This window comes from Pontibacter vulgaris (assembly GCF_022758145.1).
Taxonomy (GTDB): Bacteria; Bacteroidota; Bacteroidia; order Cytophagales; family Hymenobacteraceae; genus Pontibacter; species Pontibacter vulgaris.
This window is the reverse complement of sequence record NZ_JAJVDH010000005.1, coordinates 310,311-336,750: the sequence shown is the minus strand read 5'-3', so window position 1 is coordinate 336,750 and position 26,440 is coordinate 310,311. Positions and strand designations below refer to the sequence as shown.

Here is a 26,440-nt window from a genome sequence, read left to right as displayed (position 1 = left end):
CAGGCAGCTTGTATACATCATGAAGATAACCTACGGAAATCTTACGATCTCAACCAAGTATACTTATCTGGTATTTATACTTCTGCTTTTTTTAACAGACTATTTATACTTTGATCTGATTACTGGAGGAGAACCATCGCCGTTGCCAACACCTGAAAAGTATCTGGCAGTGATTGCTGTAGCCGTTTCCATTTTGCTTTTCGGGCTTTTTACCCCGTTCATCCAATACTGGATGATGATTGCTTACCTCTATTTCTTTGCCCTGGTAGTAGAATCCTTTTTCGTTTACGGCAGCTTCCTGGTTTATCCGCACGTTTTTTCCAAGATCATGTGCCTGTTCCTGGTTTTTATGGCCGGAATGTTTTTCAGTAAGCCGGAGCCACAGCAACTCAGAAATATCGCTTATTTTATTGTTGTAGGTTTCTTCCTGAATATCCTGTTGTATAAACGGGAGTATCTTACGCTGGGTGCATTTGTGCAGACTGAGCGGGCCATACAAGCTGGCAGTACTTACCTTATCATGCTACCTTGTATTTATTTCTTTAACAAGTACCTCGTAAAAGAGCGGCCGCTGCATCTGGTGCTTTTCTTTGTCATGCTAGGCTTTATACTTTTCTTGCAGCACCGCACGGTATGGGTTTGCACCACAATCTCTTTGGTGGTGAGCGTTTTGTTTGTTTACTATAAATCGCCTGTGCGGCCGTCTGTAACAGCAAGGCTTTCGCTGGTAGTTTTCCCGGCTATGGTTGGTATGGCAATTTTCCTGTTCGTGCTTTCGGAGCGTCCGGAGGTAATAACCCAGTTCTTTAACCGTGTATCCGATATTCAGAACTATGAATCGCAGGGAACGGGCGGATGGCGTTATCAGCAGTTTCAGTCGTATATGCCCTTTGTAGAACAGAACCCAATCTTTGGTATGCGGTTCGCAGGCTTCGAACTCCCAATTCAGTTTTACAGCGAGGACGCAGATATTGCTTACTTTGAAGATGGCACCGGCCACCACTTTCACAGCTTTTACCTCGATAAGTTATTTTACTTTGGCCTGTTTGGTTTCATTATCATCAGTGTGCCTTCAATATATATTATCATAAAATACCTGCGTTTAAAAAGCCTTTCTCCGGAGCAGATAACTTTGTTGGTTTTCGTAGTAAGTGGTTTTGCATACGGACTTTCTTACAACTGGCCGTTTTACTACTACGGCATAATAGGAATGGCCCTTGCTTTTACAGAATACGAACCTAATGCTGAAGAAACTGACGAAGAGCCTGAATTAACTGCACAGCAAAAAAAGCAATTAAACGAGAAAAAAACTGTCTCAAATTATTCTGAGATTCTTACTTAATATGGAAAAATCTATTTACATCGTTATACCTGTTTTCAATCGTAAAGAGTATACTAAAGCCTGCCTGCTTTCGCTGCGCAAGCAAACCGATACATACTTCAAGACCATTATTATAGATGATGGCTCTACAGATGGCACGGCCAATATGCTTGCTGAAGAATTTCCGGAGGTGGATGTAATTACCGGAAGCGGTAATTTATGGTGGACAGCATCTGTAAACCTGGGTATCCGCAAAGCTTTAACTGAGGGCGCAGACTATGTGCTTACGCTGAACAACGATGTACTGGCGCATGAGCAATTTATTGAAAATCTGAGAAAACATGCTGCCACTACACCCAATGCTCTGCTAGGTGCTTTCGCTTTTGATGCAAAAAACCAGCAGCCATGTTATGGTGGTGCTCTTATAAACTGGCAAAAGTGTAGTATGACAAGTTTACTTGATGTATTACCACAGGAGCAGCGCCAGGGCTTGCATCGGGTAACACATTTCCCGGGCAGAGGGCTCCTGATACCAGCAGCTGTATTTGCAAAAGTAGGTTTGTTCGATGAGATTGAGTTTCCGCATTATTACGCGGATTACGACTTTACACAAAGAGCAGACAGAAAAGGCTTTCCGGTTTACTGCAACTACGATGCTATACTTTATACTTATCCTGAAGAAAGCGGAGATCGTAACAACCGCCGTAAAAAAACCATAAACAATTACTACCAGCATCTATTTGGCATAAAAGGAGGAGGCAATCTGGTTAACTTCACAAAGTATACTTTCAGACATTGTCCTCCGCATTATGTTCCTTCGTATCTACTTCAGGGATATGCCAAGCGCATTTTTGGTTACCTTTTAAAATAGAACATTCAGGTGCCTGATTCTTCATGAAAGTACTTATTTCAGCCTATGCATGCGAACCCAATCGTGGCTCTGAGCCAGGCAATGGCTGGAACTGGGCCATTAATGTGGCCATGCTTGGGCATGAAGTATGGTGCCTAACATGCATTAATGGTAAAAAAAGTATAGAAAAAGAGGTAGCCAGCTTAGGGCTGAAGAACATTCATTTTGAGTATATCAGCACCTCCCCGCTGGTCAGGCTTTTATATAAAACTCAACCGGGCTTATACTTATACTACCTGATCTGGCAAAGGCTTGCTTTGAAACGCGCCAAGAAATTATGCAGAATAATTGATTTTGATCTGGTGCACCATGTTACATGGGGTAGTTTACAGTTAGCTACACCTTTATGGCGCCTTAATCTGCCTTTAATATTCGGCCCTGTAGGAGGAGGCCAGATGGCACCCACTGCCTATAAGCAGTATTTCCATAACGGCTGGTTCTTAGAGTTGCAGAGAAATTATACCAGTAAACTTCTCACCAGATTTAATCCCAATGTTAAGCAGACACTGGAGCTGGCACAGGAAGTACTTGTTACCAACTCTGATACACTAACTTTAGCAAAACAGCTTGGCGCGGCAGCTCCTACCCTGTTCTTAGATACAAACCTCCCATCTGAATTTATACCTCTGAATTACCCCGAAAGACCTGCTGGCAAAACGCTGAAAATTCTTTGGGCCGGTAGGCTGCTGGCACGCAAAGGATTATCGTTGGTGTTAGATGCACTTTCAAAAGTAGATTCGGCTATAGATTTTACGCTTACCATTTTGGGTGATGGCCCAATGCGTAAATACATACCAGGCTGGATCAAAAAGTATAACCTGCAAGGAAAAGTACATTGGCAGGGGCATGTACCGTGGGATAAAATGAAAGAGGCCTACTTAACACATGACATCTTCTTATTCTGTAGCCTCCGCGATTCTTCTGCCGCACAGCTATTAGAAGCCATGGCATTTGGCTTACCTGTCATAACCCTGGATTTGCATGGAGCAAGAAACCTGGTACCAGATGGTGCAGGCATTAAGATACCAGTTAACAAGCCTGAGTTAACAGTATCACTTATATCCAAGGCAATAGAAAGACTATATCACCAACACGATCTCAGAAATAAGTTGGGCCGCAGTGGTTACAAATTTGCTTCCGGGCAAGTATGGTCTGAAAAGGTAAAACTGTTATACAGCAAGTTAGATAACCAGGCAATACTTCCCCAATCAAAGACCATCACGCCCGATTGTTTAATCAGGAAAGTATAATATGCTGCTTTATCTCCACCGCCATATTTTTACACTTCTGATTCTGACTTTTGCCGGTATGTGCAGTAGTTCACAAAATAATATTACTACGCTTGAGAAGAAGCCAAAGGCAATACCAGAACAGACTACTACATCAGCTCAAGGTAAAAAACACATTCCTGTTCCGGCCATGTTAAAGGGTTATGGCCTGCATTACTCTCCGGAAGAATTAACTATCTGGCGCAAACGCGCTAAAACCGGGCCTTATAAAAGTCCCGGCGATGCTGGCATTAACTCTCCCGGCGATTGGAAACGAATCTATACAAATGCAGAACTGCTTTTGAATAATCCTGAATCTGATGTGTGGGCTGGCCCAGAGGGCGATGATTGTGTGCAACAGCATGCAAAAGAAGAGCCCCAGCAAGAAGGGATGTTAATGCGTGATGCTGCTTTTGTTTACCTGATCACACAAGACCCTAAGTTTGCAAATGCTGCTAAACACGCACTTTTGCAGCAAATAAAACTGCCTGCTACTAACTTTTCAGATAGTTTGCGTTGGTGCCCCAATATTCTTCATGATGTTAACCCGGGTTTCATAGTAGCAGAATGGCTTACGAGAGTTTTGTTCACCTACGATTATATTAAAGCGTACATGTCCGAATCTGAGCGGGAGCAAACAGAAACCTGGTTACACAATGCCGCTCTATACTTTCAGCACGATATAGACTCTGATTTAACCAAGCTTTATATAAACAGAGAGCATGAGAATTATAAGTTGAGTAATTATGCCCGAGCTTTAAACAACAAATCGACTACTACAACTCATTACGGGGGCTATAAAGTATACAGCATTCATACATGGTATAACAACCGCCGTAGTTCAATTGTGCGGTTCTATGGTTTGACCGGAGTATTGTTACAAGATCCTGTTTTAATAAATAGTGCAAAGAAATATGTGCGCGAATGGCTGATGTTCGGGGTATTCCCTGATGGTACTATAGCCGATTTTAATCGTTGGACACCTGAATTCCCGGATAAAGGCTGGAATTATGCGGTTACTGTTTTAAGTGATGTGGCCGAAATTGCTGATGCTCTCGCAAGAACAGGAGATGCTGCGCTATTACAGTATACTACAGCTGGAGGTGTATTGGGCTCGGAAGGAGAAAATAAAAGTATAAAGCTGGTTCTTAACAATTTGATTAGCCACGTTAATGGCACCTTTAAGCGGTATGCCACTGATTCTGCAGCCGTAGTTGGGGATAACAGTAAATTGATTGATGGTAAAAACGGCACATGGGAGGCTGTTAATGATACTTGGTTTGCTCAGATAAACCTGTTCTATGAAGACGTTGCACTTACTAACCTTTATACAAGAAAACATAAAAAGCTGAGTGAATATCCCCGGAAACCAGCTTCTCAGGGTGCCAACCACCCATGGTCTGGAGCCGGATCAGTCTATCCTGGTGTTTTGTTCATGTTCGGTCAAATGGAAAAACAAGTATGGCCCTACCCACTATCCCGCCAAACTATCCACTCTCTCCAGACTTCTCAACTCTTAAAGTAAATAATTGCCCTTCTATTTGAAACTTGATTTTGAGAGTATCAGTCAAGTATAACTCCGGGTTTATTTTTTTTGGCTTGGTATTCAATAATTTAGCTTCAAACCCGTTGCCTCTTACACAAGAGGGTTTATGTAAGTTAAACATGCCCAAAATACATACTCTTTGCCATACCAGAACTGGCACACTTCATAATTAATTGCATTTTTCCACAATAACAATTAATCACAAAATACATCAATAAGTATAACTTTAACAGCACAATCATTTACATAAGCACCAGCCAAATTCACAAAGCAACTATAAACTTTGTAAATATAAATAATAGCATATATTTAATTTATTCAATTCGCCTGTTGTTATAACCTCTCCACCACCTACCCTGACTAATAAAACTAAACCTATAACGCTATTTACCTATCATCAATTATATTAATCGCAAGACGTTGATTAACAGACGCTTAAACAACAAAAAATATCCATTATCTCCATTCCAATAACTCCATCAATAGAACAACTAAAAGATACAGGATCACTACATCCCTCTCTAAAAAGTCAAATACCTACGAACACAATTTAAATAAGTTGTAGTAATTTTCAAAGAAATTGAGAAAATTTTATTGTCCATCCATTTTTTTCACATATTTTTGAATCGAAATCAATTTTTAACATAAACAAAATATAACGTTTATGAGAAATTCACTTTTAGCCCTAGGTTTCTTTTTAGTTACCATTTTAAACTTAAGTGCCCAAACGCGCTTAGGACTTCATTACACTGCTGAGGAACTTACCATTTGGCGTCAACGCGCCAATTCTGGTCCTTATAAAAGTGCAGGCGATGCCGGCACAAACTCGCCAGGTGATTGGAACCGAATTCTTTCCAACGCAAATCAGGCATTAAGCCTTCCTTCTACAGATGTATGGAACGGACCTGATGGATCCGGATGTGTGCAACAGTGGGCAAAAACGGAACCGCATAAGCAAGGTATACTTATGCGTGATGCAGCTTTTGCTTATCTTATAACACAGAATACAAAGTATGCTGATGCTGCTAAGAAAGCCTTGTTGAACCAGGTTTCTAAATCAGGAACAGACTTTTCAAATCGTTCACGATGGTGCGATAATGTATTGCATGACGTAAACCCAGGCTTTATTATTGCTGAATGGGCATTACGTGTAGCGTTTACATACGATTATGTGAAAAGTACAATGACAACTGCTGAGCGCGATAAGGTTGAGGCCTGGATCCGTAATGCTGGTCTTTTCTTCCAGCGGAACCAGGATGCTGACCTGGCAAAGCTTTATGTTAATAAGGCTGCCGGCGACTATACTCTTAAAAACACAAGCCAAACATCCAGCGATGTTACTCACTACAATGGTTATAAGGTTTATAGTATTCATAAGTACTATAACAACCGCCGCAGCACTATCATGCGCTTTTATGGCCTTGCAGGTGTTCTTACCAAAAACACGACTCTTATAAGCAGCGCAAAAGCTTATGTGCGTGAGTGGCTAATGTTCGGTGTATTCCCGGATGGCACAATCAGTGATTTCGAGCGTTGGGAAAGCTCATTTGCCGATAAAGGCTGGAACTATGCTACTACTGTAGCAACAGATGCAGCAGAAGTAGCTGATGCATTAGCAAGAACTGGCGATACAGAACTGATGAACTTTACAACTTCTAAAGGCGCTTATACTTCAGCTGGTGGCCAGAAGAACATTCGTTTAGTTCTTGAAAACATTGCTAAACACATGGATGGTACTTATAAGCGTTATGCCTCTACTTCTTCAACTACCAGCTCTAGCTTGCTAATTGATGGCGTAAATGGTACATGGCAGGCAGTAAATGATGTTTGGTTCTCACAACCTAACGTTTACTATAAAAGCTCATACCTAACAGGTGCTTATACCCGCAGAAACGGTGGTACTCGTCAGTATCCTTCAAGCCCGGCTTCTCAAGGTGCAAACCACCCATGGTCAGGTGCAGGTGCAGCATACCCAGGTGTATTGTTCATGTTTGGTCAGATGGAAGGCAAAGTAAATCCTTATAGCGGAATTACTTCTGGTACTATAGCTACTACAACTACTACCACTGCACCAACAACAACAACAACAACAACTGCGCCTACCACCACAACTACTACCACTACTACCACTGCGCCAACAACGACTACCTCAAGCAAACTGTACCGTGCTATTAACTTTAACGGTACTGCGCAAACGATTGATGGTATAGCATTCGAAAGCAAAGCTGCAGCTAACGTTACATATTCTGGCCGTTCATTCGAAAATCAGACTGTCGCATTAAATCCGTCAACTGATGCAGCTCGTTCTACCATGATACGTTCATCAATCTGGGAGCGTAATGGTGCTCTGAAAGTAAATGTAGCTTCGATGCCAAAAGGCCAGTACGATGTATTCTTCTATACTTGGGAAGATAATGCTTCAGAAGCTTTCAGCATTAGCCTGGAAGGTAAAAAGGTACTTGATTTCACAAGTGGTACTGCCGGAAAGTGGAAGAAACATGGTCCATACCGCGTAGACATGTCAGATGGCACGCTGAACCTGACAACAGCAGGTGGCGCCGTTAACCTTTCAGGTATAGAGATACGAGTAGTTACTACTACTACATCCATTGCCTCAACCGAAACAGCAGCTACTCAGGGCGACGTTGTTACAGATATTCAGGTTTACCCAAATCCGTTTACTTCTAAAATTGCGGTTCAAATACCAGCTACCACAAGTGATTTGAAAGAAGTAAGCATCACTAACAAAGCAGGCCGCACGGTTTACGAAGAGGCTCAGATAAAAGCGGACAAAGCCAGAAGATTTGACTTTGACCTTGCAAGCTCAAACCTGCCAAAAGGCACATACTTACTCAAGATGGTATTTGCTGACGGCAAAGAGCAACAAGTAAAAATGTATAAGCAGTAATTATATATTACTTAAAAGAAAAGGCCCGGCAATTAGCTGGGCCTTTTCTTTTTTATGTAGCCAACCAGAACAGGGATTGTTTTTTTAATGAAAGTATAAAAAAGTGTCGCTTGGCAGGGAACAAAATATATTAAAAATAGTAAATGTATTTATTGATTTTGCTGTAAGTATAGTTGAGACTATAGTAACAAATACTAGTCTGAAGATGAGAGCAAGTATAACAGAAATCACTTACAGTTACCCTATCACTTCTAATCCTCAAATTTCATAGTAACTATGAAAAAGACATTTTTACAAAAAGCTAAACGACGGCTAACTGATACGCTCAGGAAATTCATCAAGAAAAATTACTTTTATAAACCTTGCGGCATTTACTATACGTCAAGAGAGTTTGTTAACTCCACTCGCTTCAAAGGCTCTGAATATGTAGAAGTATACCCTGAATTAACTACCAGCCTCAGTGTGCCGGAGGAACTTTACCAGGCTCTTTCTTCTTTTGCAAACTATGATTCGCCCTCTCATGGCAAAGAATCAACCCTGACTGTAAAAAACAACTATGCCGTATTATCTATACCACACGGCAGACTGTATACAAACAACATTGATACGGTTGCAGTTATAACCCCGGATAACAGGCTGGTTGCCGACATGTCGTTTCAGTACAACATATCAAGGCTGACGCAACCACACGAAAACAAAATATTTGAACTAGCTTATTTTGACAAGCCTACTTATTACAAAGGCACCGTTTTTAACATGCTGGCAGGTGGTGGCGCCGTTCATAACTATGGCCATTGGCTTCTGGACTCTTATTCAAGATTGCATTTATTAAAAGAAAGTGGCTGGTTCGATAAAGTAGACTGGTTCCTGGTTCCTAATTATGTATTCGATTACCAGCGTGATTCGCTTGCCTTATTAGGTATAGATGCCAGCAAAGTAATTGTAGGCTATAACCACCTACACTTGCAAACCGACAACCTGATAACTTGCTCTCACCCAAGAGGAATGCGAAGTATACTTGTACCTGACTGGATGCCGCTTTTCTACCGCAATACCATTTTGCCACTGGTTTCCAGCAAAAAAGAATATCCGCGCTATATCTATATCAGCAGACGCGACTCCAGGCTACGCACAGTTACCAACGAAGACGAAGTAATGGATGTGTTGCGACCTATGGGCTTCGAGTCTTTTGAGCTAAGCAAACTATCTTTCGAGGAGAAAATCGCACTTTTTGCCAATGCCGAAGTAATTGTATCTGCCAGTGGCGCAGGACTTAACAACCTTTTCTTCGCACAAAAAGGAGCTAAGTTGTTAGAAGTGTTTTCCGAGAGCTTTGTTCATCCTATATACTATAATATTGCACGCTCTATCGGGCTCGATTATGAATTCCTGATTTGCAAAAGCCCTAAAAAGGCTGATAACATGAAGAAGGGATTGACTGATAACATAACAGTTGACATACAGGAGCTTAAAACACGTTTAAACCGATTAACTTCCAAGGTAAAAGCAGTTGCATGAGTGCAAACACTCAAAAAGTGATTTGCAGGAATGAGAGAATTCATAAAATGAAAAAGGTTACCATCATACAAAAAGCATTACCAAAGTACAGACTTGAATTTTATAATAAATTACGGGATAAGCTCTACGAGAATAACGTAGAGCTTAATCTCATTTATGGCAAAAGGAATAAACGCGATGCATTAAAAGGCGATGAAGCTGAGCTTGACTGGGGTATATGTGTACCGAATAAAATCTTCAGGATCGGCTCAACGGAACTATACTGGCAACCTTGCCTGGGGCACCTTAAACATTCTGACCTGGTAATTGCAGAACAAGCAAATAAGCTTCTGATCAATTACCTGCTTTCGTTTCAGCGTTTGTTTACACCCCGCAAATTTGCTTTTTGGGGCCATGGTTTTAACCGCCAGTCTGACCCGGCTGCTGTAGGCAATAAGTTTAAATCGTTTTACCTGAACCAATGTAACTGGTGGTTTGCCTACACAAACAATGTAAAGCAATACTTGTTGCAAAATGCCTACCCGGAGACAAATATAACCTGCGTACAGAACGCTATAGATACCCAGGCACTTAGCAAAGCTTATGCAGATACTTCAAAAGCAGAGCTCGATGCTATAAAAAAAGAGCTGAACATAAACTCCGCTAATGTGGCAATTTACTGCGGGGGCATCTACAAAGAAAAACGCATAAACTTCCTTATCGATGCCTGCGACCTGATCCGGAAACAGATACCTGATTTTGAGTTGATCATACTTGGATCAGGTATAGATGTGGCTTTAGTACAGGAAGCTGCAAAATCCCGGAACTGGGTACACTACCTTGGTCCAAAATTCGGACTAGAGCGCGTTAAGTACTTTAAACTGGCTTCTGCTTTCCTGATGCCGGGCTTAGTAGGTTTGGCCGTTCTGGACTCTTTTTCACTGCAAACACCCATGATCACGACAGACTTTCCTTTCCATAGCCCTGAAATAGAATACCTGCAACATGGCATAAACGGGCTTATTTCGGAAAACAATTTGGAAAGCTATGCAGCTACCGTTATCAAAGTGTTTAAAGATAATGTGCTAAGAGAAAAACTTGTACAAGGCTGCCAGGAAGCAGCTGCAAACTATACGGTGGATAAGATGGTAGCTAATTTTTCGCAAGGTATACTGCAGTGCCTTAGCCAGAATTAGCCATACTTTATTATAAAACAGAAAGGCCGGATGCAAATTACATCCGGCCTTTCTGTTTTTATAGTAGTACCCTGGCAGTTTACTGCACTACCAGCTTTCTATACTTCTTAAGAGTTGCTGAATTGAAACCAACTGTATACATGCCACCTGAAAGGTTATGATTAAAAATGAGCTCTTCCGTAATTCTTCCAGCACCATCCGAAGTATACTCCTTTTCAAACAGCTTTTTACCCCACATGTCAAAAATCGTAACCGTTACCTTTTCATTTATACCTGCTCCTTCAAGCGATATTTTAATATTTTTGCCCTGGTTCGGGTTTGGGTAAACAAATACAAGACCTGAATCTTCTATACCATAACGCACTTGCACAATATCTGAATAAGTAAAGGTGCCATCTATTTCAGTTTGTTTTAGTCTGTAATAGTTTAAGCCTTTAACTGGCTGCGGATCAACATGCTCGTAGTTAACAGCTACATTTGAATTGCCGGCAGCTTTAACCCGCCCAATCTCTGTAAATGTTTCCCCGTCTGAGGATCTTTCAATAATGAACTCATCATTGTTCACCTCTTTGTTTGTCTTCCACTTCAGCTCTACTTTGTTTTTCACCAGCGTAGCGGTAAACATAACAAGTTCTACAGGCGATACTTCCTGGTTACAGCTATTGATACCAGCCAGGCCATTATTATACTGCTTCTTGACCAACTGCTCTGAAATAGTATTAGAGTATAACATTACCTCATCCATTTCACCGTTGAAGTAAAACTTATTGGGCAGATTCAGCCAGCCGATGTTGATGGCCTTATCCACAGCATCAAAGCCACTGGTATATTCAATATCCGCTTCCGCTTCTTTTACACCATCCACATAAAGTATATTCTTATTGGATTTCCCATCTCGCATAGCTACTATATAATGCCATTTGCCATCGTTTAACGGCTTTACGCCTGTTATACCTATACCATAGCGGTTATTATCACGCAGCTCAAAACGAACTGCGCCGGGCACTGTGCCAGCTGCATCTAAGCCAATCCACCAGTGCAGATCGTTACCGGCTTTGTTAGATGGGTCGTTGCGGCCTACAAGCACCTCATTGGAGTTAACCCCTTTTGTACCCATAGCGCCATCTTTCCTGATCCATAAACCTATCGTAAAGTTGCTGCTATTACTCCAGTCGAAAGCGTTATCATCTGCAACATCCAATGCGCTGCCAGAGCCATTGAACCGTTGCGCGCCACCAAGTATACCTTTTGTTGGGGCAACAGCTCCATTTGCAGTTGCTTGTGTAGCCGAATGAACATTGGCATATGTACTACCCCCGGTTTCTTCAAAATTCCAGTAGTGGGTAATTTCCGTGGCACATGTCTTAGGATCAAGCACCTGTAGTTCGTATGCCTGCTCCACAGCGCCAACTGCATTAGAAACTTGAACTGTAACATTATACTTACCCTCTGCATTAGGTAGCCAGGTAATAGCACCTGATTTGCCATCTATTGACATGCCCGAAGGTGCATTCAGAAGCGAATAAGATACTTCGGGCTGGCCGGCAGCATCAACTTTATACTGGTATACCTGTCCTTTATTTGTAAGTACCTGTGGTTGCGATAAAAGTATAGGAGCTACCTGGCAATTTATACCTGAACCATTATTATAGTTAGCCGCTACCTGAGCTGCTGTAAGCGGATTACGATGATACGTTAGCTCATCTAGTGCACCCTGGTAGTAAAATTTCCCTGTCAGGTTTAACCAACCTACATTTATGGGAAGGTCGTTTGCTTTAAAGTCAGCTGTGTATGCGAATTCAGCTTCCGCTTCTTTTACACCATCCACATAAAGTATATTCTTTTTGGTGTTGGGTTCGCGTACTGCTACAATATAATGCCATTTGCCATCATTAAGCGGCGTTGTTCCTACAATCGAAACGCCTTCGCGCTTGTTGTCCCGCAACTCAAAACGGGCTGCGCCTTTGCCTGCGTTCGTAGCATCAATGCCAACCCACCAGTGTAATCGCCTGCCTGCATAACCTGTCTGGTCGGTGCGGCCTATAATAACTTCGTTGCCACCTTCGCCACCATTGCCGCGCAAGGGCTTATCATGCTTCATCCAGAAACCAATCGAAAAACTGGAGTTGGTACTCCAGTCAAACTTGCCATCATCCCGAATATCTATGGCGCTGGCTGTTCCGTCAAAAGCTTGTGCACCGTTTATAACACCTTCTACAGGAGTTAGCGGAGCCAAAGCGACAGCATGGTTTAATGAGTAAGAAGTGCGGTAGTTATTACCGGCAGATTCATCTAAATGCCATTTATTTATGATCCCCTCCTGGCATAAATTACCTTCCGAAGTTTGTGCAAAAACAAATGAAGGCAACAACAGATAACCTGCAAACATTACTATAGAAGCAAAGCGCCTTCTGTAGATTTTTTTCATATAAAATTGATTACCGGAAAACACAAGTATAGATATATAGAACCTATAGCATATTAATACAGCTTAATGCATGAATAGGTTGTGGAAGAGTTTACATAAATTTTTAATGCAAACTGACAGGAGATTTTTTATTCATTTTTACTACTCTATATACCTGTTTATCAGGATTCTGTTGCATCGCATTTATCCTTCTTAAAAAAGATTCATCCCCTCATAAAACCTTAAAAAAGAACTCAAGTATACTAACATTAAGAATGACCTATATAACAGGCAGAACATTTACAAAAATTAGCAGTAAGCGTTACTTGTTATAGAATAAAACTCTCCTGAACAACAGATGAATTATTAGAAACATGGTTTGATTACGCTGCTTAACAGTTTAGCAACGGTAAAACAGTTAACCTGCCGCAGAAGCCAAAGCTGTATTAGAAGCACAAACGGGCCAAATCTATTGTACCAAGAAATTATACGTGGTGGTTTACATGAAGAATTTCTAATCAAGTTCTAACCCTTAACTTTTTTTATATCGAATGCTTTTTAACTCTATCGAATTCCTGTTCTTTTTTCCGGTAGTTACGCTGCTGTTCTTTCTGCTGCCGCACCGGTTCAGATGGGCGCTGTTGCTGGCAGCCAGCTGCCTGTTTTACATGTTCTTCAAGCCTGTATATATCCTGATCTTATTTTTCACGATCGTTATAGATTATTATGCGGGCATTTTCCTGGAAAACAGCAAGACCCAGAAAGAGAAGAAAAAATACCTTATTGCCAGCCTGATAGCCAACATCGGTGTGCTGGCTATCTTCAAATACTATAACTTCCTTAACGATAACATTACATCGTTGGGCGATGTATTTGGCGTTGAAAACCCGATACCATACCTGACCATTTTGCTGCCTATCGGGCTTTCTTTCCATACTTTCCAGGCCATGAGCTATACTTTTGAAGTATACCGCGGCCACCAGAAAGCAGAAAGACATTTTGGTATTTATGCGCTTTACGTAATGTTTTACCCCCAGCTGGTTGCCGGACCGATCGAAAGACCACAGAATATTCTGCACCAATTTCATGAGCGCCAGTATTTTGACTATGCCCGCGTGGTGGCCGGCCTGCAGCTAATGGCCTGGGGCTTTTTTAAGAAGATAGTAATTGCAGATAACCTGGCTATTATGGTAGACCAGGTATACAATAACCCAACCGAGTATACTGGTATTTCGCTTGTAATAGCCACAATATTCTTTGCTTTCCAGATCTACTGCGACTTCTCAGGTTACTCTGATATAGCTATCGGATCGGCACAGGTAATGGGCTTCACGCTCATGAAAAACTTTAACCGGCCATACTTCTCTAAAACAATTGCAGAATTCTGGACCCGCTGGCACATTTCATTAGGCACTTGGTTTAGAGATTACCTCTACATTCCGCTAGGCGGTAGCCGTGTGACTAAGTGGCGCTGGTATTACAACATCTTTATTGTGTTTATGGTCAGTGGCCTGTGGCACGGCGCCAGCTGGACATTTATAGTATGGGGTGCCCTGCACGGCTTCTATCAGATTTTCGGCTATTTAACAAAAGACTTCAGAAACAGCCTGGCTAATAGCCTTGGCCTCACAGCCAGCCCGACAATTTACAAAGTACTACAGGTGGCAACGGTGTTTGTGCTGGTTTGCATTGCCTGGGTATATTTCAGAGCCAACAGCCTGGCAGATGCCAACTACATCGTATACAACGCCTTTGCAGGAATCGGAAATATTTCAGAGGTATTCTCCGGAGATTTGCGCCACCTGGTTTTCCTGGATACTAACCCGAAAGTATTCTACATCGGGGTGCTTTCCGTAATTTTTATGGAGTGGGTGCACCTTATCCAACGCCAGGGCAGCGTAAGAGCCATGGTAAATCAAAAGCCGGTATGGCAGCGCTGGTCGCTATACTATGCTGTAGTCGCAGTTGTTTTATTGTTGGGCCATTTTGGCGAAGGCCAGTTTATTTACTTCCAGTTTTAATTAACAGATACCATGCATAAAGCTAAGAAACACGAAGTAAAAAAAATGTTTGGGAAGCTTGGATTGCTATTACTACCATTCGTGCTATGCATTGTTGTAGAGATCTTTATACTTCCAATTGACTATTTCACTTTCAGACCCTGGGAAACGCTTTCGGTACAAAATGTAAAAGTAATGACAGGGCCTTTTTACCCGGGCATGGATGTGCAAAAAGTAGCAGCCGGCGAAATTGCACCCCACTCGCAGTATGCAGTACCACAGCTAGAGCACTGGATCACTGATAAGTATGGTTTCAGAAACAGGGATGCCAACACACCGCCTGAAGTAGTACTGATCGGCGATTCTTATATTGCCGGTGCTGCCCTTACACAGGATGAGTTATTGTCGGAAAGCTTGGAGCGGCGCTTGCACAAAAAGGTGTACTCCTTTGCTCCCGCCGACCCTGTTTTCTTGGATAAATTCCTGGCCTCAAAACGTTTTAAAGAAACCCCTCCTGAAGTAGTTATCTTTTCAAGAACAGAGCGCCGTATACTTGACCTGCCTCCGGTTAATGAGCATAACATAGAGGAAATTTTTAAAGCAGAAGTTGGCCCCATTATTAACGAAAGCCCACTGCTTACCAAGGCAGTCGTTACCATGGACCGTATCACAAAGTGGTCGATGTACCATTATGTGCGTGCCAGCTTAGATCGTGCTTTTGAGCAAAAAGAGTACAATGTATACAACGGCGAACTGTTTTTGCATGGCGAACAGGCCAACAAACCTGTGAGTGAAGAAGAAATTAAGCGTACTGCTTCAATTATAGAAGGCTATGCCAAAGCTGTGGAAAAACGCGGTATGAAATTCGTATTTCTGCCCGTACCTAACAAAGAGAACATTTACTACCAGCTTTTACCTTCTCAAACCAAGCCTAATTTCCTGCCACAGCTTATTGCAGAGCTACAGCGCCGCAAGGTTAATGTAGTTGATTTGCAGGAGCCGTTTTACCAGGCCTACATCAAGTATAAAATTCCGTTGTATCCTAAAGACGACAACCACTGGAACGAGAATGGTGTGAATATTACAGCTGAAATTCTGACCAGCTACCTCAATGACCTGAAAGTTAAAACCAAAACAGATGACGGCGAAACGTTGCTAATGAGCAGCAACAACAAAGACCTGGAAAGCAGCAACTAACCCCAAACTATAACCCTTAACTTAATCTCCTTGTTATTCCCTTCGGGGCATGGCAGGGAGATTTTTTTTACCTGTTAACAGAGAATCAGAAGTATAAACTGAAAATGCGGATAAGTGTAAAGCCGAATCAGCTTCTTAAAGTATAGAGCCAGTTCATGCATTCCCACAAAGTACAGATCAGGCCAGTTTATACTTCAGATCATCTCATGTATATTACCAGAAAGTATAAAGCAGGCATTAACCTATCTTTAAAACCAGCAAAGATCAAGATAGAAATCTATTACCTGCTAAACAATAAAAGGGCAGAGCCGCATTAAAGCCGCTCTGCCCTTTTATACTTCCGGCAATTAATACCTTACTTATTTAGCAGCAACTTTATAACCTGCACTTTGCTTTCGGTTTTAAGCCTGGCAATATACATACCGCCGGGCAGGCTGGCAGAATTCAGCGTAAATGATTTTGATGTATTTGCCTCCAACTCACCGGTAAAAATTGTCTCAACTACTTTTCCATTCATGTTAAGCAGTTGCAACGTAACGTTCTCATTTTTAGCAGCGCTTATTTCGAAGTTCACTTCTGTTTCAGCTGGGTTAGGAAACAGGCTGAATAGCGTTTCGGTCGTTTTCGGTTCGTTTGTAAGCGCCATTTGAGATTGCGGTAAGCTACTACTCATACTTGCCTCGTAAGGCGAAAGCCTGTTACCACCAATAGGTCTTTCCAGGGTTCCGTTTGGCATTCGCCAGCCTACAGCTACATGGTCGCCGCCGGTTGCTTCCTTGTGCAGCACTTCGATGTAATAGCGCTTGTTTGCTTCCAGGGCTACCAACCCCGACTGCTGCTCAGGATACTTGGTCCATTCGCGGCTGAGGGTGGAGCCTGTAAAAGCAATGATGCGGCGCTTGTTGGCCGGGCTGGCATCCGAGCTGATCCATACTTCCACGGCATTATCGCCGGCGGCCCAGAAAGTATAATTGCCTGTGGCCGGGGCACACAAATACCCCCGCATGCGGCTGCCATAGTTATCGCCCACGTGCAGCGGCGAGGCCAGCGAGGTCAGCTCCAGGGTGCTGGTTGGCGCAGAATTAACCGGGATGCTGGCAATATCATAACCTGTAATTCCCGTCCACATTTCGCGTACGATGGTGCCGGAGGCGGTACAAGCGGTTGTAGTGGAAGTTACTTTTACTGTAAACGACTGCCGAACAGCGCCCACTGTATTCTTTGCTTCAACAACCACATTATAGTCTCCTGCTTGAGTGGGGCTCCAGGTTACCAAACCGCTGGTTGCATTAATTTGCATACCTGATGGGCTGGTAACTAAAGTATAAGTTGGCGTAGGATTACCCGATGCATTCACATCATAACTATAATTTTGGCCGACCTGTGCAGTTGTTACCGGCGAAGAAGTAATTACAGGAGCAGATTGTGTACCGTCATCCAGTATACCTTTCAGGGCACTGAACCAGACATTTGCCATTTTCTCATAACCACTTGGTGCCGGGTGCAGGGCATCAACCATGTCGCCGCCATCAGATTGCAACTTGTAATTTAGTCCTGCACCATTCTCCAGATCAATCAGTACGATTTTATCGCCTTGCGCTATACGCGTATTGGCAAGATTAGTCAGCTTGTTGTTAAAACTGGTAACAGCACTTATAACAGGCACCCGGTTAATGATTTTGGCCAGCACAACCGTAACAACAGTATTATGTTCCTGCTCATATTTATCTATTTCATCCAGTATTTTCCCAACATTGGCAATTGCGGTAGCCTCATCTGTTTTGTTGATATCGTTTACACCAATGTGTAAGAGTATAATATCGGCTGGATAATATTCTAAGTAAGGGCCCGGAGCTTCCTGTATGCCTTTCTGGGAGTTGTAACCATCCTGCAATACGCGCACCGTCTGGCCTGCATTTATTCCGGGCATACCGGCATTGTTGGCATCCGGGAAGTAATTATAGCCGCTGTAACGGTTACCTACAAAATCAAAGCTATAGTTGCCTCCACGCAGCAGTTGCCACAATTTATACCTGTACGAGAGGCGGTCGCCGGTCGGGCGCGGATTGGTTTTATCGAGCGAAATTTCGTCGTATGTGATGGAGTTGCCCAGTGGCAGAATTCGCATTATCTTTTTGCCACCTGCAAGTATAGAAACCCTCACCGGCTCCGCAACGGTAGCGCCGCCATTGTTATCCGTAGCTTTTGCCGTAAGGGAATAATCGCCTACCGTGCTGGCACTCCAGTTTATAGTATATGGGCTGGTTACATCCTCTCCAATTTTACTGCCATTCACTAAAAACTCAACTTTGGCAATACTCCCATCGCTGTCTGATGCATTAGCGCTGAAATTTACAGAAGTTCCGAGGTTAAAAACACCACCTGCAGTTGGTGCAGTTACAGAAACCGAAGGCAATATATTTGGTGATGCATCTGAGCCGGCATGGCGTATTTCCAAACCTGAAAGATTTACGGCGCCACCGGAAGTAGTAATGTTCAGAGTCCCATCTGTGAGGTCTACGCGGTAAGGCCCGAGTTTGGCCCAACTACCGGCACTGCCACTGTTTCGGTCTATAATCTTTTTTCCTTCTAAGTATAAACTATAGTTTTCGGCAGCATTATCCTCCCAGGTATAAATGTATACATCATAAGATGCGTTGGGCATGGCAGCCAGCGAAACCTTAAGAATTCCGTTACGCTCCCAAACAGAAGAACGTATCATTTTGGCACGGGCTGCATCAGTAGCAGGATTCAGAACTATAGTTTGATTTTCGAAAGCGCGCCCGGTATACGTAAGGTTGGCAGCAGACCTGCTTTCCCAGGCTTCGCCGTCTATGGTAAGGACTTCGCCGTTCAGGTTTATAGCCCGGTAAAGATCGCCTGCAGCGGCTTGAGCATTGATTGTGCTAAAAAGTAGAAAGCCTAAAATAAAGCTTTCCTTTATCAGTAAGTATAGTTTTCTCATAGCTTGTTTGTAAAGATTTGTAAAGTATAAATACGTATTTGCTGCGCAGCCAGCGCAAATAAAAGAGGGCATCAGCATTGGGCTAATGCAAAACAATTTTTGATGAAAAGGCTACCAGGGTGAAGTATAACCTACGTGAGAAAGGGGCTAAAAAATAAACCACACACCAGATTTTTAACCTGATGTGTGGTTTTTATACTTATGGTTGAAAATATCGTTTTACTTCCAACATTGTTTCTGAAGCTATTTATAAATGAAGTCTGTTTAGCGCTGCAATACAAGCTTTCGTGTAAGCATCCCTTTTTCGGTTTTCAGCTTTGCAAAGTACATTCCGCTTGCCAGCCCACTGGTATTATACTTTAGTTCAATGGTCTGACCTGGTGTAAGATCCCCTTTAAATAGCTCGGCTACTCTCCTGCCATTCATATCATACAATTCAAGTTCGGCTGCACTGTTCTGGATGCCTTTCAGCATGATATTCAGCTCGTTCTGAAACGGATTAGGAAACACACTCAGGTCGGCCAGGTTTTCAGATGAGTTAGGGTCTGAAATACCAGTTGGCTTACCCAATACATTTTTAAGTGCTGCAAACCATACATTTGCCATTTTATCATACCCTACCGTGTTCGGGTGCAGGTTATCGGCCATATCCCCGTTCGGTTCCAGTTCATATACAAAGCCGGCACCCTTTTCCATATCCACAATCACAATTTTATCGCCTTTGGCTATACGGGCTTCGGCCATGGCTTTAATGTTGCGGTTAAAAGCGGATGTTATCTCCTTCTCTGCCCCAGATACCCTGTTAATAATTTGCGCCAGAATTACGGTTATACTTGTTTTACTCGATGCCTCATACTTGTCAATCTCATTCAGTATGCTTTCTACATCAGCAGGGCTTTCGTTTACCTGGTTAGTACCGATATGTAGTAAAATAATATCTGCCGGATAAGATTCAAGATAAGGGCCCGGTGTTTCCTGTACGCCATCGCGGGCGTTAAAACCTGTAGCCAGCATGCGCGCCACTTGGTCGTCGCGTATGCCAGGTATACCGCCATTGTTGGCATCGGCAAAGAAATTATAACCACTATAGCGGCTTCCTACAAAATCGACGCTATAACCAGCCTGCTTTAGTTGTTGAGATAATTTGTAGCGGTATGAGCGTTTGTCCCCATCGTTTCGGGTATCATCGGTACGGCTATCAAACGTAATGGAGTTGCCAAGTGGGAGAATACGTACAATTTTCTGCCCCCATTCTAACACAGATATTTTTACCGGCGACGATGTAGTGCTAGCCCCCGAGTTATCATAAGCTTTGGCGGTAAGCGTAAAGTCACCGGCAGATGCAGCGCTCCAGGAAACGCTGTAAGGACTGGTGTTATCTTCTCCTACTTTTGCATTGTTGGCATAAAACTCCACCTTACTTATACTTCCGCTTTCATTGCTGGCATCTGCAGTAAGTGTAATGGCGCTGTTCTGGTCTAGTACGGCACCGATCTTCGGCGAAGTCAGCGTAACGGCAGGTGCAGCCACACTACTGAAAATGAAGGCTTCCGGATTATTGTTTGTGCTATTTACTGCGCTGTGTTCAGCAACAGCAAGATCTCTATGTATAGGCGTTGCTGAAGTGGTAAGGCCAGCCGAAAACAGCAAAGTCATACCTAGCACTGCAAAATATTTTTTCATAAATGGATCTGCGGATTAATGGATTTCAGGGAGCAGGCTACTTAAAAATGGTACAGCTTTCACCCTGAAATTATCTTTGAAATTTATCAGATTGCCTGAAAGTATACAGCACTTTCGGGCAAAGCTACCTGCAAATACAAGCGGGCAAATTTTGCTTATCCTTCGTAAACCAGCTCCTTGTGGTAATGCAGCAGGTACCACTCCACAAATTTGCGCGTACCCTCCTGCAGCGGAGTAGATGGGGCATAATTTGTTTTTTCTTTTAGTTTATCCATAGCAGCGTAGGTAGTGGTTACATCGCCGGGCTGCAGCGGAATAAGGTTAAGTATGGCTTGCTTCTCAAGCGATGCTTCAATTGCTTTTACAAAATCCAGCAGCTTTACCGGCTGGCTGTTACCAATATTGTAAATTGCATAAGGTGCACTGCTTTCATCGGTTTTAAGCGGGATACCAGGCAAAACTTCCTGTTTTTGCGGCACTACATCCAGCAGGTTAAAAATCCCGTCTACGATGTCATCTACATACGTAAAATCGCGTTGCATACGGCCATAGTTGTAAACATCTATCGGCTTGCCTTCCATAATGTTCTTCGTAAACTTGAAGAGCGCCATATCTGGCCGTCCCCACGGACCATATACTGTAAAGAAACGCAGGCCTGTAACCGGAATCTGGTGCACATGTGCATAAGAGTGCGCCATCATTTCGTTGGCCTTTTTAGTAGCAGCGTAAAGCGAAACCGGGTGCTCTGTACCGTCTTCCTCGCGGAATGGTACGGCAGCATTTAAGCCATAAACCGAAGAACTTGAGGCATACAGCAGGTTACGCACCGGGTGCGTACGGCAGCACTCCAGTATGTTCAGAAAGCCTGTAATGTTGCTGTTGATGTAGGCATGTGGGTTTTCGATTGAGTAACGAACGCCGGCCTGTGCAGCCAGGTGCACCACATAGTCAAACTTCTGGTCCTGGAAAAGCTGAGCCATTATTTCACGGTCTTCCAGATTCAGCTTCATAAAGCGGATCCCGCTCTGGCCGTTTACCATGGCACCGTACTCAATCTGTTCTTTTTCTATACCTTGTTCGCGCAGGCGCGCATACTTCAGGTTAATATCGTAGTACTCGTTTATATTATCAATACCGACTACTTCATACCCTTCTTTTGCCAGTCGGAGCGCCATATGCATTCCGATAAACCCAGCATTTCCAGTAAGTAATACTTTTGCCATATTTCAGTTTGTTGAGACAGGTGCCCTGCAGAAAAACGCTTTGCGCACCAGAAATTAATTAGATAAAAGAAGGAGCATCAATCAGGTATAAAGCCGCGTTCACTGCTCCTGCTTACGGTTATTTTACTGCGTTTATGTTACGGCGAAAATAGAGGCTTGGTTATATTAGAAAAGTATTATTTATCAATTTATACTTGGGTCAAATGAGTTCTTTAGCCGGAAACTGTTCTGGCAGGCGCTCTTTATTGGTTATTAAGTTTTCGTAAATACTGATAAGTTGCTGGTAGTTACCTTCGTAAGTAAACTTATCTATAAAGGTCTGCCGGGCCTGCTCATACAGTGCACGATGGGCTGGATTTATACCTGGGCTATAGTTACGAATAACCTCGGCCAGCGACTCAGGGCTGCTGGTTTTGAAGTGGATACCGTTATAGTTGTTTTCCACTATTTCGTTGATGTTGTCGATATCGGAAGCGATAACAGGCGTACCGGTAGAGAAAGCCTCCAATATAGTTCGTGGCATACCTTCGTACCAGATAGAAGGGAATAGCAGCGCCTGGCTTTTCTTCAAGGCATCAACTATGAAGGCATTATCCTGGAAACCAAGATATTCTACATCGCTATACTTGGCAGCGTATTCCTCCACCATCGGTACCAGAGGTCCTGTTCCAATTATCTTGAGTTTGTAAGGCACCAGGTCACGAGCTTTCAGCAACACATCCAAACCTTTTTCTTCTGACAACCTGCCCACAAACAGGAAATAGTCTTCGCGCTCTTCCGGCAAAGTATACCCCTGGTCGGTAACGCAGTTAGGCTTTACTACAATCTGCTCAGGGCGCAGTTTCAGGCTGGAGCTGAGGAGTTTATTTTTGGCAAATTCGGTAAGCACAATGTAGCGGGTAATTTTGTTGCGCCAGGTGCCTGCCATTTTGTGCAGCGAGGTCATGAGCGTAAGCTGCGCCGTTTGCATGCGCGAGTTGCGGTGGCAACCATGCATGATACCATCCAAAGGAAGCTGTTTTGTAATACATTGCTCACATACTTTGCCATCGCGCAGCAGGAAAGCTCCGGAGCAGATCAGCCTGAAATTACGTACCGTGAACACTACCGGTATATTATGCTTATTGGCAATGTAGAATACTGATGGCGAGGCTACATAAAAGAAGTTGTGCACATGAATCACATCTGGTCTGAAAGCCAGAATTTCCTGCTCCATAGAAGCGGCAGAATCAGAGTTATAGAACATCTGGTAAGACAGTTTAGCCACTGCCATCCAGGAGTCTATGTCCTTGTTATCAAACACCAGCGTTCGCACATCGTGGCCATAGTTGCTGAGCATGGCGCACTCGGCTGCAAAGCTGTTGTCTTCGCCTCCTTTTTCTTTATACTTATTATGTATGATTAATATTTTCATGTGAGTTGTAAAGGGTCAGGTTGGGTTTTGTGGGTTATGGTTAGCGTAATGCTGTATGGCTTTTATCAAATCAGAAGGCGTACCAATATCGAGGCAAGTACCGTTTTCGAAAAACACACTTTGAATTTGCAGCCCGGCTGCAAGTGCCTGTTGCATTACATGGCCTATACTTAGCTCTGCTTGTTCACCCCGCTCCTGCTCCCATTTAAGTAAATACTGGTGCATAAATTCAGTAAACGCCGGCGACCACACAGCCATTACCCATGCATACGGAGATACAACTGCAGCGGGTTTTGGATTTATACTTATTATGCTGCCATCATCAGCTAGTGTTACCGTATCCCATTTTTCAGGATGATCAACTTTAAAAAGCCCCAGTACTACATCTGTCTGTGTTGCTTCCTGTTTCTGAAGCAGCTCGGCAAAAGCATCCTTGGGCTCAAAAAGTATATCCGGAAAACCAAAAGCCACCCGTTTGCCCTTGATAAAAGTATAAGCCTGATTTACAGAAAATGGTGTACCGTAAGGCTTGCGCATGATCAGGTAAGCCAGGTTCATCTGTAGTGCATAACCATCTCCAAAATAAGCCGGTATGTCCCATTTGCCTTTCCGTAGTATAACATAGGCATTGGAGATTCCTGCAATTTGCATCCGTTCCAGCAGGTGTTGTGCCACAGGTTTAGGTATGGGCTCCAGCTCAGAATTTAAAGTATAACCTACAGGAAAGAGTTCTTTGCTGCAGGGCAATGGTGAAATGCGTGTGCCCAAGCCGGCTGCCGGAATCAAACCTACTGTTTCGGGTTGCACAAGGAAAGGCTTAAAGTATAGCTTGAGTGGATGATATAGTAAATGTGCGCTGTTAACCGGTTTGGGAAACAGCGCACATTATACTTCTGATTTGATTTATACTTCGGGCTACTCTACAGCAGCATTAAGTTGTGCTTCGTTTTTTAGTTTTGATGTGCTCAGGATGCGTTCGCGCTCCGCGTCATCAGTTGCTGCGAAGTAAGCCGACTGCTTATCACGCAGCTCATCCACTAAGCGGCCTTGCGGAAGTATAACATCATCGTACGTAAGCACTTTATCCTTAGGCACATCATGCTTCAGAATACAGCCTTCTGCAACCCCCAGTGGCAACAGGTTCTCTGCACGGGTAGTATCAGCGTTTTCGCACAGGCCGTAGGTCATGTAGTGGCCTATTCCGTCTACCACGTCGCCTGCTTTCAGGTCGGTTTTGGCGGCAGCAACTACCTCTACACAAGGGCCTGCAATTGGCGTAAGGGCAGCATCGTTAAATAATACGGCTCTTGCTACAGTGCTTGGCACCTCGAAATGGCACAGGTGGTACGGTGTATAGAACAAATAAAGTGGGCCTTCGCCTAATTTATACAGGTTAAGGTAGTGTTGCTGAATCGGGTGATCGTGTGTACCAAGTATAAATACACCTGGTCCTGGCTCAGCGCCAACTACGTAGTCAACTACTCCCGGGCCTTCAGTCAAAGCTTCCAGCGGGTAAAGTGAATTTACCACATCTTTCAGAGAAGTTCCGCTTGGTACAGTTGGCCCCAGCATACCGCGTTTAGCCACACGCATACCGGTTCCGTTTGCTACAATAGCCTGCTCAAAAGATATCTTGCTGCCATCGGCAAAAGAAGTTACCATAGCTGGGTTCTGTCCCCATTTCTCGGCAAAGCCTTTTTGTGTGGTTGGGTTACGGTAAGGGTCGTGCAAGCCTTTGATGTTACCGCAAAGTACAGGCTTAACGCCCAGCGACTTCACAAAACGGTATAGGTTCATTTCAACACCTGGCTGGTCGCCATCTGCGTTTGTGAACACCACACCTGCTTTATCAGCATATACTTTCAGAATAGGGCCAACAGTACCATCTACCTCAGCATTCATCATGATGATATGCTTCTTGTTTTCGATGGCGCGCAACGCAACGTTAGTCCCGAATTCTACAGCACCTGTTACTTCTATAATAGCATCAATGCCTTCAGCATCGCACAGCAGCATGGCGTCGTCTGTAATGCTATACTTTCCGTTACGGATATTTTCTTCAAGGGCAGTTAGGGAAGCTACTTCAGCAACATCAAAAACATCAGCTTCTGAATAGGCACGTCTGGCTTTATCGGTATCGCGGTTGGCAATGGCTACAAGCTCCATGCCTGGCACATATTTGCAGATTTGAAGGGCAATGCCACGGCCCATAAATCCGGCGCCTACCATGGCTACACGTACTGGTTTGCCTTCGGCATGGCGTTTGGCTAAGGCTGTATCAACTATAATCATTCGTTAAATTTGTTTTGGGTTAGCTAATAAAAAGCTGCTGGCTAAACCAGCTGCTTTCCGTCAGTTGATGGTTCGAATTCGTTCACGTAAGGCGGGTGTACTTTATCTTTCTCAGAAATCAGTACCGGCTCTATCGGCCACTCGATGTTAAAAGCAGGATCATCCCAGCGGATACCACGCTCAGCGCCTGGTGTGTAGAACTGTGTTACCTGGTAGGTTACATCTGTGTTGTCTTCCAAGGTAATAAAGCCATGGCCGAAGCGCTCAGGCACAAACAGCATGCGGAAGCTATCTGCAGTAAGCTCTACCCCAATCCACTCTTTGTAAGTTGGCGATTCCGGGCGCAGGTCGATGATCACATCGTAAATAGCACCGCGTGTGCAACGTACCAGTTTGGTTTCTTCGTAAGGCGACAACTGGTAGTGCATGCCACGCAGCGTACCTTTTATTTTGTTATGCGACACGTTTGTCTGCACTACATTGGCAGTTAAAACGTGCTCTTCAAATTCACGCTGGCACCATGAACGGCCAAAAAAGCCACGTTCATCTTCCAGGCGCTTCACATCTATAATAAAAGCACCTTTTAGTTTGGTTTCTGTAAATATCATTTTTG

At 43.5% G+C, this 26,440-nt stretch carries 18 protein-coding genes; 10 read left to right on the top strand and 8 right to left on the bottom strand.

All coding sequences use genetic code 11. The features are described from left to right. Positions 1 to 19 precede the first annotated feature (19 nt). The 7 genes from LWP20_RS13850 to LWP20_RS13820 all read left to right on the top strand — a co-directional run bounded on the left by LWP20_RS13850 (position 20) and on the right by LWP20_RS13820 (position 10,646). Positions 20 to 1,342, top strand: coding sequence for an O-antigen ligase family protein (locus tag LWP20_RS13850; protein ID WP_242928750.1), 1,323 nt, complete (start codon positions 20 to 22; stop codon positions 1,340 to 1,342). A 1-nt stretch (position 1,343) separates the two neighbouring features. Further along, entirely contained in the window at positions 1,344 to 2,192 is an 849-nt protein-coding gene (locus LWP20_RS13845) for a glycosyltransferase family 2 protein (RefSeq protein ID WP_242928749.1), read from the top strand. Between the two features lie 23 nt (positions 2,193 to 2,215). After that, the gene (locus LWP20_RS13840; RefSeq protein WP_242928748.1) at positions 2,216 to 3,481 is read left to right on the top strand and encodes a glycosyltransferase family 4 protein; all 1,266 of its coding nucleotides are present in this window, start codon (positions 2,216 to 2,218) and stop codon (positions 3,479 to 3,481) included. Between the two features lies 1 nt (position 3,482). After that, entirely contained in the window at positions 3,483 to 5,024 is a 1,542-nt protein-coding gene (locus LWP20_RS13835) for a hypothetical protein (protein WP_242928747.1), read from the top strand. A 685-nt stretch (positions 5,025 to 5,709) separates the two neighbouring features. Further along, the gene (locus LWP20_RS13830) at positions 5,710 to 7,953 is read left to right on the top strand and encodes a T9SS type A sorting domain-containing protein (RefSeq protein ID WP_242928746.1); all 2,244 of its coding nucleotides are present in this window, start codon (positions 5,710 to 5,712) and stop codon (positions 7,951 to 7,953) included. Positions 7,954 to 8,229: 276 nt separating this feature from the next. Further along, positions 8,230 to 9,471, top strand: a complete 1,242-nt coding sequence (locus tag LWP20_RS13825; RefSeq protein ID WP_242928745.1) for a glycosyltransferase family 61 protein — start codon at positions 8,230 to 8,232, stop codon at positions 9,469 to 9,471. 47 nt (positions 9,472 to 9,518) lie between these two features. Next, a complete protein-coding gene (locus LWP20_RS13820) occupies positions 9,519 to 10,646 on the top strand; it encodes a glycosyltransferase family 4 protein (protein WP_242928744.1) in 1,128 nt (375 codons plus the stop codon). A 79-nt stretch (positions 10,647 to 10,725) separates the two neighbouring features. On the opposite strand, the gene LWP20_RS13815 is transcribed toward LWP20_RS13820, so the two are convergent. Then, on the bottom strand, positions 10,726 to 13,074 hold the full coding sequence (locus LWP20_RS13815) for a LamG-like jellyroll fold domain-containing protein (protein WP_242928743.1): 2,349 nt from the start codon (positions 13,072 to 13,074) through the stop codon (positions 10,726 to 10,728). A gap of 530 nt (positions 13,075 to 13,604) precedes the next feature. Between LWP20_RS13815 and LWP20_RS13810 the strand changes: the two genes are divergently transcribed. The 3 genes from LWP20_RS13810 (at position 13,605) to LWP20_RS13800 (ending at position 16,567) form a co-directional block, all read left to right on the top strand. Beyond that, positions 13,605 to 15,074 (top strand): MBOAT family O-acyltransferase, encoded by a 1,470-nt coding sequence (locus LWP20_RS13810; protein ID WP_242928742.1) that lies wholly within the window; start codon positions 13,605 to 13,607, stop codon positions 15,072 to 15,074. Between the two features lie 12 nt (positions 15,075 to 15,086). After that, positions 15,087 to 16,250: an alginate O-acetyltransferase AlgX-related protein gene (locus tag LWP20_RS13805; protein WP_242928741.1), complete on the top strand. Its 1,164-nt coding sequence runs from the start codon at positions 15,087 to 15,089 to the stop codon at positions 16,248 to 16,250. Positions 16,251 to 16,405: 155 nt separating this feature from the next. Continuing rightward, positions 16,406 to 16,567 (top strand): hypothetical protein, encoded by a 162-nt coding sequence (locus LWP20_RS13800; RefSeq protein WP_242928740.1) that lies wholly within the window; start codon positions 16,406 to 16,408, stop codon positions 16,565 to 16,567. A 38-nt stretch (positions 16,568 to 16,605) separates the two neighbouring features. On the opposite strand, the gene LWP20_RS13795 is transcribed toward LWP20_RS13800, so the two are convergent. The 7 genes from LWP20_RS13795 to rfbC all read right to left on the bottom strand — a co-directional run bounded on the left by LWP20_RS13795 (position 16,606) and on the right by rfbC (position 26,435). After that, on the bottom strand, positions 16,606 to 19,215 hold the full coding sequence (locus LWP20_RS13795; protein ID WP_242928739.1) for an Ig-like domain-containing protein: 2,610 nt from the start codon (positions 19,213 to 19,215) through the stop codon (positions 16,606 to 16,608). A gap of 264 nt (positions 19,216 to 19,479) precedes the next feature. Beyond that, positions 19,480 to 20,898 (bottom strand): Ig-like domain-containing protein, encoded by a 1,419-nt coding sequence (locus LWP20_RS13790; protein ID WP_242928738.1) that lies wholly within the window; start codon positions 20,896 to 20,898, stop codon positions 19,480 to 19,482. Between the two features lie 155 nt (positions 20,899 to 21,053). Beyond that, positions 21,054 to 22,121 (bottom strand): NAD-dependent epimerase, encoded by a 1,068-nt coding sequence (locus LWP20_RS13785; RefSeq protein WP_242928737.1) that lies wholly within the window; start codon positions 22,119 to 22,121, stop codon positions 21,054 to 21,056. A 199-nt stretch (positions 22,122 to 22,320) separates the two neighbouring features. Further along, a complete protein-coding gene (locus LWP20_RS13780) occupies positions 22,321 to 23,535 on the bottom strand; it encodes a glycosyltransferase family 4 protein (protein ID WP_242928736.1) in 1,215 nt (404 codons plus the stop codon). Positions 23,536 to 23,550: 15 nt separating this feature from the next. Further along, complete coding sequence (locus LWP20_RS13775; RefSeq protein ID WP_242928735.1) at positions 23,551 to 24,342, bottom strand: nucleotidyltransferase family protein; 792 nt, start codon at positions 24,340 to 24,342, stop codon at positions 23,551 to 23,553. A gap of 108 nt (positions 24,343 to 24,450) precedes the next feature. Further along, positions 24,451 to 25,827 carry an NAD(P)H-dependent oxidoreductase gene (locus LWP20_RS13770; RefSeq protein ID WP_242928734.1) on the bottom strand — a complete coding sequence of 459 codons (1,377 nt, stop codon included), beginning with the start codon at positions 25,825 to 25,827 and terminating at the stop codon, positions 24,451 to 24,453. 41 nt (positions 25,828 to 25,868) lie between these two features. Then, entirely contained in the window at positions 25,869 to 26,435 is a 567-nt protein-coding gene (rfbC, locus tag LWP20_RS13765) for a dTDP-4-dehydrorhamnose 3,5-epimerase (RefSeq protein WP_242928733.1), read from the bottom strand. Positions 26,436 to 26,440 lie beyond the last annotated feature (5 nt).